The sequence below is a fragment of the Devosia sp. genome (genome assembly GCF_034675085.1).
Classification (GTDB): domain Bacteria; phylum Pseudomonadota; class Alphaproteobacteria; order Rhizobiales; family Devosiaceae; genus Devosia.
This window is the reverse complement of record NZ_JAUCDN010000190.1, coordinates 1-6,681: the sequence shown is the minus strand read 5'-3', so window position 1 is coordinate 6,681 and position 6,681 is coordinate 1. Positions and strand designations below refer to the sequence as shown.

At 64.5% G+C, this 6,681-nt stretch carries 5 protein-coding genes; 3 read left to right on the top strand and 2 right to left on the bottom strand.

The annotated features are described in order from the left end of the window. Together VDP82_RS12215 and VDP82_RS12210 are read left to right on the top strand one after the other, a co-directional pair. The coding region (locus VDP82_RS12215; RefSeq protein ID WP_323015124.1) for a universal stress protein at window positions 1-465 on the top strand (465 nt) is incomplete at its 5' end. A gap of 86 nt (window positions 466-551) precedes the next feature. Next, window positions 552-1,916, top strand: a complete 1,365-nt coding sequence (locus VDP82_RS12210; RefSeq protein WP_323015123.1) for an FGGY-family carbohydrate kinase — start codon at window positions 552-554, stop codon at window positions 1,914-1,916. Here VDP82_RS12210 and VDP82_RS12205 read toward each other — a convergent pair whose 3' ends face one another. Beyond that, window positions 1,917-2,837, bottom strand: a complete 921-nt coding sequence (locus VDP82_RS12205; RefSeq protein ID WP_323015122.1) for a DMT family transporter — start codon at window positions 2,835-2,837, stop codon at window positions 1,917-1,919. A 233-nt stretch (window positions 2,838-3,070) separates the two neighbouring features. Beyond that, entirely contained in the window at window positions 3,071-5,590 is a 2,520-nt protein-coding gene (locus VDP82_RS12200; RefSeq protein ID WP_323015121.1) for a beta-mannosidase, read from the bottom strand. A 240-nt stretch (window positions 5,591-5,830) separates the two neighbouring features. Between VDP82_RS12200 and VDP82_RS12195 the strand changes: the two genes are divergently transcribed. After that, window positions 5,831-6,681 (top strand): diguanylate cyclase domain-containing protein (locus VDP82_RS12195; protein WP_323015120.1); only part of this gene is annotated, 851 nt, incomplete at its 3' end.

The window sequence follows — 6,681 nt, the reverse complement described above, 5'->3', positions numbered from 1 at the left end:
CACAAGGAGGCGATCATGTATTCCCGTATCGTAGTCGGCATCGATGGATCGGAACTGGCCAACAAGGCGCTGCGCCATGCCCTGAAGCTGGCCAAGGAATCGGAGGCGCGCGTATTCGTCGTCACGGCGACCGAGCCCTCGCTCATCATCGCGCCCGGCGCGGAAATGATGGCCGTCAATACCGGCGAGATCATCGCCGAACTGGAAGCGGCCAAGACCAAATCCGCCGCCGCAACGCTGGACGAGGCCGAGGAGCTGGCCAAGACCACCGGCCAGACCATCGAGAAGATCCACGTGCCCTCGAGCCTTGCGGCCGACGCCATCATCTCCACCGCCCAGGCGCAGGGCGCCAGCCTCATCGTCATGGGTTCGCATGGCCGGCGCGGACTGGGGCGGCTGCTTCTGGGCAGCCAGGCCTCCGAGGTGCTGGCGCGCTCCGACATTCCGGTGCTGGTGGTGAAATAAGGCGCGGCCCAAACTAACATGTCAGTAGTGGCGTCGCGGGGCGTTTTCCAGTATTGCGGCTGGAAACCGTTCCGCGAGCCTCGTTCATGACCCAGCCTTCGACCATCGCCGTCATCGATATCGGCAAGACCAACGCCAAGGTGGTACTGATCGCGCGCGCGGACCAGCGCCAACTGGCCAGCCGCAGCATGGCCAATGGCGTGCGGCGCGACGGCCCTTATCCCCATGCCGACACCGAGGCGCTGTGGGCCTTCATTCTCGAAGCGCTCAAGGCCTTCGCGACCGAGCATGGCGTGGGCGGCATTTCCATCACCACCCATGGGGCGACGGCGGCGCTGATGGCCGGAGACGCACTGGCCCTGCCGGTGCTCGATTATGAGCATGACGGTCCACAAGCAGTGGCTGAAGCCTATCGGGCGGCGCGGCCCGATTTTGCCGAAACGCTCTCCCCCGCCCTGCCCAACGGGCTCAACCTGGGCGCGCAGATCTTCTGGCAGGTCCGGGCTTTCCCCGAGGCCTTCGCGCGGGTCACCGCCATTCTCACCTATCCGCAATACTGGGCCTTCCGGCTCAGCGGGATCCTTGCGAGCGAAGTGACCTCGCTGGGCTGCCACACCGATTTATGGGCGCCGGTGGCCCAGGAGTTTTCGAGCCTGGTCGACCGCGAGGGCTGGCGCAAGCTTTTCCCGCCGATCCGCCCGGCGGCGTCGGTTCTGGGGCCGATCCGGCCGGAGCTGGCGGCGCAACTTGGGCTGGCGGCGCAGACGCCGGTCACCTGCGGCATTCACGATTCCAACGCCTCGCTGGTGCCGCATCTGGGGCGGAGCGAAACGCCTTTCACCATCGTTTCGAGCGGCACCTGGACCATCGCTATGACGGTTGGCGGCAAGACCGACCGGCTCGATCCGGCACGGGACAGCCTGGCCAATACCGACGCCCATGGACGCCCGGTGCCGACGGCGCGCTTCATGGGGGGGCGGGAATTCGATCTGCTGGCGCCTCAGATCCACGAGCCGGACGATGCCGATATCGCGCGGGTCATCGCCGACGATATCAGGGTGCAGCCGGGCTTCGTGCCGGGGGTGGGACCATTCCCGGGGGCCAAGGGCTCCTGGACGCAGCCGCCCGAGGGGCTGACCCCGGGCGAGCGCACCGCCGCCGCCTCGCTCTATATGGCACTGATGACCGAAGCCTGCCTTGGGCTTTGCGGAACAGGGCGCAGCATCATCATCGAGGGTCCGCTGGCGCGGAACGGGCTTTACGCGGCGGCATTGGCGCGGCTCACTGGTGTGGAGGTGATCGCCTCGGGCGACGCCACCGGCACCAGCCTCGGCGCCAGCCTGCTGTTTGGCGGCGAGGGCGCGCAGCCGGTCAGCGGCAGTCCCGTAACGCCGCTGGCGGAACCGGGGCTTGACGCCTATGCGGCGCGCTGGCGGGCCGCCAATAGGTAATCAGTGACTATCGATCGAGGGCGCGGCCGGCACCGGCTTGGCCAGCTTGCGTTCGCGCAGCCAGATATAAAGCCCGCTGCCGATAACGATGGGCGCGCCGACATAAAGCCAGATATCGGGCGGCTGGTTGAACAACAGCCAGCTGGACAGAGCCAGGAAGATGATCTGGAAATAGGCGAAGGGCGCCAGCACCGAGGCCGGAGCGAGGCCCGCCGCGACGGTGACCAATTGGTGACCGGCAAAGCCGAAAATGCCAACGGCGAAAAAGGCGATCCAGCCGTCGAGCGTGCTCGGCCAGGTCCAGAAGAACACCACCACCGGCAGGAGCAGCACGGTGGCGACGATGCCGACATAGAACTGGCTGGTGGCCGGGCTGTCAAAGCCCGATACCCGGCGCGTCAGCAGCATATAGAAGGCGGTGCACAGCGCCGCCGCCAGGCTCAGCAGCGAGGCGGGGTGAAAGGCATCGGTGCCGGGGCGCACGATAATCAATATGCCCACAAAGCCCACGGCGATGGAGGTCCAGCGGCGCCAGCCCACGCTCTCGCCCAGAAAGGGCACCGACAGAGCGCAGATGAGCAGCGGCACGGTGAAGGCGATGGCGCCGGTGACGGTGAGCGGCAGGTAGCGCAGCGCCAGGAAATTCAGGCTCGTTGAGCCCAGCAGCGCCAGCGCGCGGGCGAATTGCAGCGGCATGCTGCCGGTGCGCACCAGATCGCTGCCATGGCGGGGCAGATGGATGGCCGCCACCAGCACCAGATGGATGGCATAGCGCAGGAACACCACCTGCACGGCGGCAATGCCGACCTGACCCAGCCATTTGGCCGAGGAATCGATGCAGGTGAACAACAGATAGGCCATCAGCGAAAGACCGATGGCCAAGAGGCGGCGCTCCTGCGGCGGAATGAAAGGAGTGGGCATGGCTGATCCAAAAAACCGCAGCAGAGGCGCGTCGGCAGAGCGTTGGCGAAAGCCGGCGGGGAAGTCAATGCGCCCAAAGGGAAAACTTGTATGGAAGCAAGCAGGCGGCGGGCGGGCGAGCGCCCCCAGCCGAGATCATTTCACCGTTTAGTCGAAACGCTGAAATGATCTAAGCCTTTGTTTTATCGCGTTTCCGAACCGGAAAACCGGCATCCACTCTTGCTGGAAACGCCCTAGAAGGTCTCGGCCAGATTGCGCAGGCTAAGGGTGTCCGCAAGCTCCTCCTGGGTGACCGCCGCGCCGTGGCGGGCATGGAAAGTGAGATCCACCGGGCGGCCCGGCAGCAGCGTCAGGGCATTGTCGGAGAAATAGCCGGGCGCATCGAGGGTGGCGGTGACGAAGAAGGCGGGCCGGTCGGTATACAGCGTCAGCACCGGCAGGCCATCGGCCTCGGGCCAGCGGGCGGAGATGGAAGGCTGGACCAGCTCGTAGGCCTTATAGGGTTGGGGGAAATAATCGTTTTCACCCAGAAGATTGCCCGCCGCGTCGGACCAGGAAAAGAAGAAGAATTCATCGGCGGCCAGCTCGGACAGGGCGATGCCGGCCAGCTCCACGGCGGCGTCGGCGCCGACCCGGCCCTTGCCGCTGAAGACGACTCGCTCGCCCCCGCCCACTCTCACGGCGCGGATGTCGAGCGAAAGCTCGATGGCGGCGGCGGTATCATTGATGGCCTTGAAGACGATGCGGTCCGGCGGCGCGTTCTCGATGGGGGTGCCGCGCGAATTGGTCGGCACGCTGTCATGGACCGGCACGGCCACGACATTGACCGGGAGATAAAAGCGCCGGGCCATGTAATGCATCAGCTTCCACTGCCCGCCATAATCCAGGCTCGACCAGCTCGCCACCGGCCAGATGTCGTTGATCTGCCAATAGAGCGTGCCCATGCAGCGCGGCTTGGTGGAGCGCCAGTATTCGATGGCGGTCTTGATGGCGAGGCCCTGCTGGATCTGGGACAGGAAGACCATCTGGTCGAAATCGCGCGGGAAGCGGAAATAGCGCGTCATGGTCTCGAGGATGCGCGCATTGCCGCCGGCATTGCGCTGGTGGTTTTCCATCACGGGAGAGGACGGATTGCGGTCCTTCGGCTCGGTGAAGCTCTCGATGACATTCATCGAGGTGAAGGACTGAAAGCCGAATTCGGAGGCGAAGCGCGGATTGACGGTGCGATAGGCCTCAAAACTCTTGGCCGAATGCCAGACATCCCAATAATGGGTGTCGCCGCGCGTATCGGCATGCCAGCCATCGGAGAAATCGAGATAGCCCATGGAGGGCGAAGACGGCCAGAAGCGGCGCGCCGGGTCCTCATCCTCGACGATATTGCCGAGCATGGAATTGAGCCGGTCGTAATTGGCGACATAGCGTTCGGGCGCCGCCTTGGTTTCGGGATACCAGCCCAGCGAGCCAATGACCTCGTTATCACCGCACCAGAGCGCGATGCAGGCGTGGTGGGAGAGCCGGCGCACCTGCTGGGTGACTTCCTCGCGCACGCTGGCCAGGAACGTCCGATCGGACGGATAGCTCATGCAGGCGAACATGAAGTCGTGCCAGATCAGCAGGCCCAGCTCGTCGCATAATTCGTAGAAATAATCGGGCTCGTATTGCCCGCCGCCCCAGATGCGCAGCATGTTCATATTGGCCGCCCTGGCGCTTTCGAGCAGGTCGCGCACGGCGGCGGGGGTGATGCGGCTGGGAATGGCGTCGGCCGGAATCCAGTTGGCGCCCATCATGGTGATGTCGCGGCCATTGATGCGGCATTTGAAGGAGTGGTCGATCTCGTCCTTTTCCACCACCCATTCGAGCTGGCGCAGGCCGAGGCGGCGGGTGGTGACCTCGCCGTCGAGATCGGTGGTCAACCCATAGAGCGGCTGGGCGCCCTGCCCCGCCGGCCACCACAGGTTCGGATTGTCGATGGTGAGGCTATGGGTGACCACATTTTCGCCGGCGCGGACCGCGATGCGGCCGCCAATGGTCTGGCCGTCGATGCGGTGGACGAGTTCAACCTCTCCATCAGCAAAGGCGAAAAGCCGAGTCTTTATCGAGAGTTCGACGGCGTTCCGGCTGTGATGCTGATCGACCTGCACGCTCTGCTGCCGGGCGAGGCGCGCCTTGCTCAGGCGCATGGCGCCATAGACGCCGATGGGCATCAGGCAGATGCCCCAGTCCCAGCCGGCATGGCAGGCCGGCTTGCGGATGAAGTTCATATGAATGCCCTTCAGCCCATTGGTCTGGTAGTTCTTGGTGAAGGGAATGGGGAAGGGATGGGCCTCGGCGCGGGCGCGGGCCACCTCGGGAGCGACGGCGAATTCGAGGCGCAGCGTATTTTCGCCGGCGCGCACCTTGCCGGTCACGTCGATATCGTGGCGCAGGAAGGTGTTGTCGGTGCGGGCCACGACCTCGCCATTGAGCACAATGGTGGCGATGCAATCCACCTCGGACAGGGTGAGGGTGAGATAGCCCTCGATATCGGCCGGGGTGGCGGAAAAGCGGCGCTCCATGACCCAGACGGTCTCGTTGACCCACATCACCTGCTTTTCGTTTTCCCCGAAATAGGGATCGGGGATGCGGCCGGCCTCAAGCAGCGCCGTGTGCACGTCGCCCGGCAGGGTGATGGGAAGGGTGAGATCGCGCGCGGGGGCGGAAAGCGAAAAGCCGCCCCCCAACTCGATGGCGGAATAGGTGGCCGGCAGCGCCATGGTCGTCTCCCCTCGCATCCCAGCAGATGCGGTATTAGGCGGAGTTTGCCTCCGCAATCGATTTCATGAGCTTATTAGCCGGAGTTTCCGCCGCTTCCAATGGGGGCGTGAAGGGTTTTTTCAGGCTATTTCATCGTTGTGGGCTCCGCCGGGCCGCCGCGGCGCATTGCATGGACGGATTTACGCTTGTGTTAGGATTTGCCTGCGTAACGTCCCGCAACGAACGGGGCGTGGGCCGGCATGGCTGGAATGGAGATTTTGCGGCGCTTTTTCGCCGTTCCGGCAGAGCCGGAACTGGTCCTGGCGCAGGCACGCGCGCTGAGCGGGCAAATTCCGCTGATGTATGGCATCCTGCTGATCAATTCACTGGCGCTGGCGGCAACCCACCAGGATGCCCCTGCCCTGTTGCGGCTGTATATTCCGGCGGCGCTGGCGCTGATCTGCGCCATCCGCATCTTCACCTGGTGGCGCTCGCGCGACCGGCAGATCGATTTTGCGCGGGCCCGAAGCCTGCTCGGCTCCACCGTGGCCATCGCGGTGTTGCTGGGCGCCGGTTTCGCCGCCTGGGCGCTGAGCCTTTACCCCTATGGCAATGCCTTCCAGCAATCCCATGTCGCCTTCTACATGGGCATTACCAGCATTTGCTGCGTATTCTCGCTGACGCATCTGCGCGCCGCCGCCATGATCGTCGCGGTGGGCGTGCTGGTGCCCTTCACGCTGTTTTTCGTCAGCACCGGCAACCCGGTCTTCGCGGCGCTGGCCATAAACCTGCTGCTGGTGATGGCGGGCCTGATGTGGATCCTGTTCGGCAATTTCCGCAATTTCGCCGAAGTGGTGGCAGCGCGCACCGAAATGGAGCGCAAGCAGGCCGAGACCCAGCGCCTGTCGGACGAAAACCATCGGCTGGCCAATATCGACAACCTGACGGGGCTGCCCAATCGCCGTTCCTTCGTCCACTTCCTGCAGGCGGCGCTGGAAAAGGCCGAGGCCGAGGACCGGCGGATCGCCGTGGCGCGGCTGGACCTGGACAATTTCAAATCGGTCAATGACATTTTCGGCCAGATCACCGGCGACAGCGTGCTGGTCGAAGT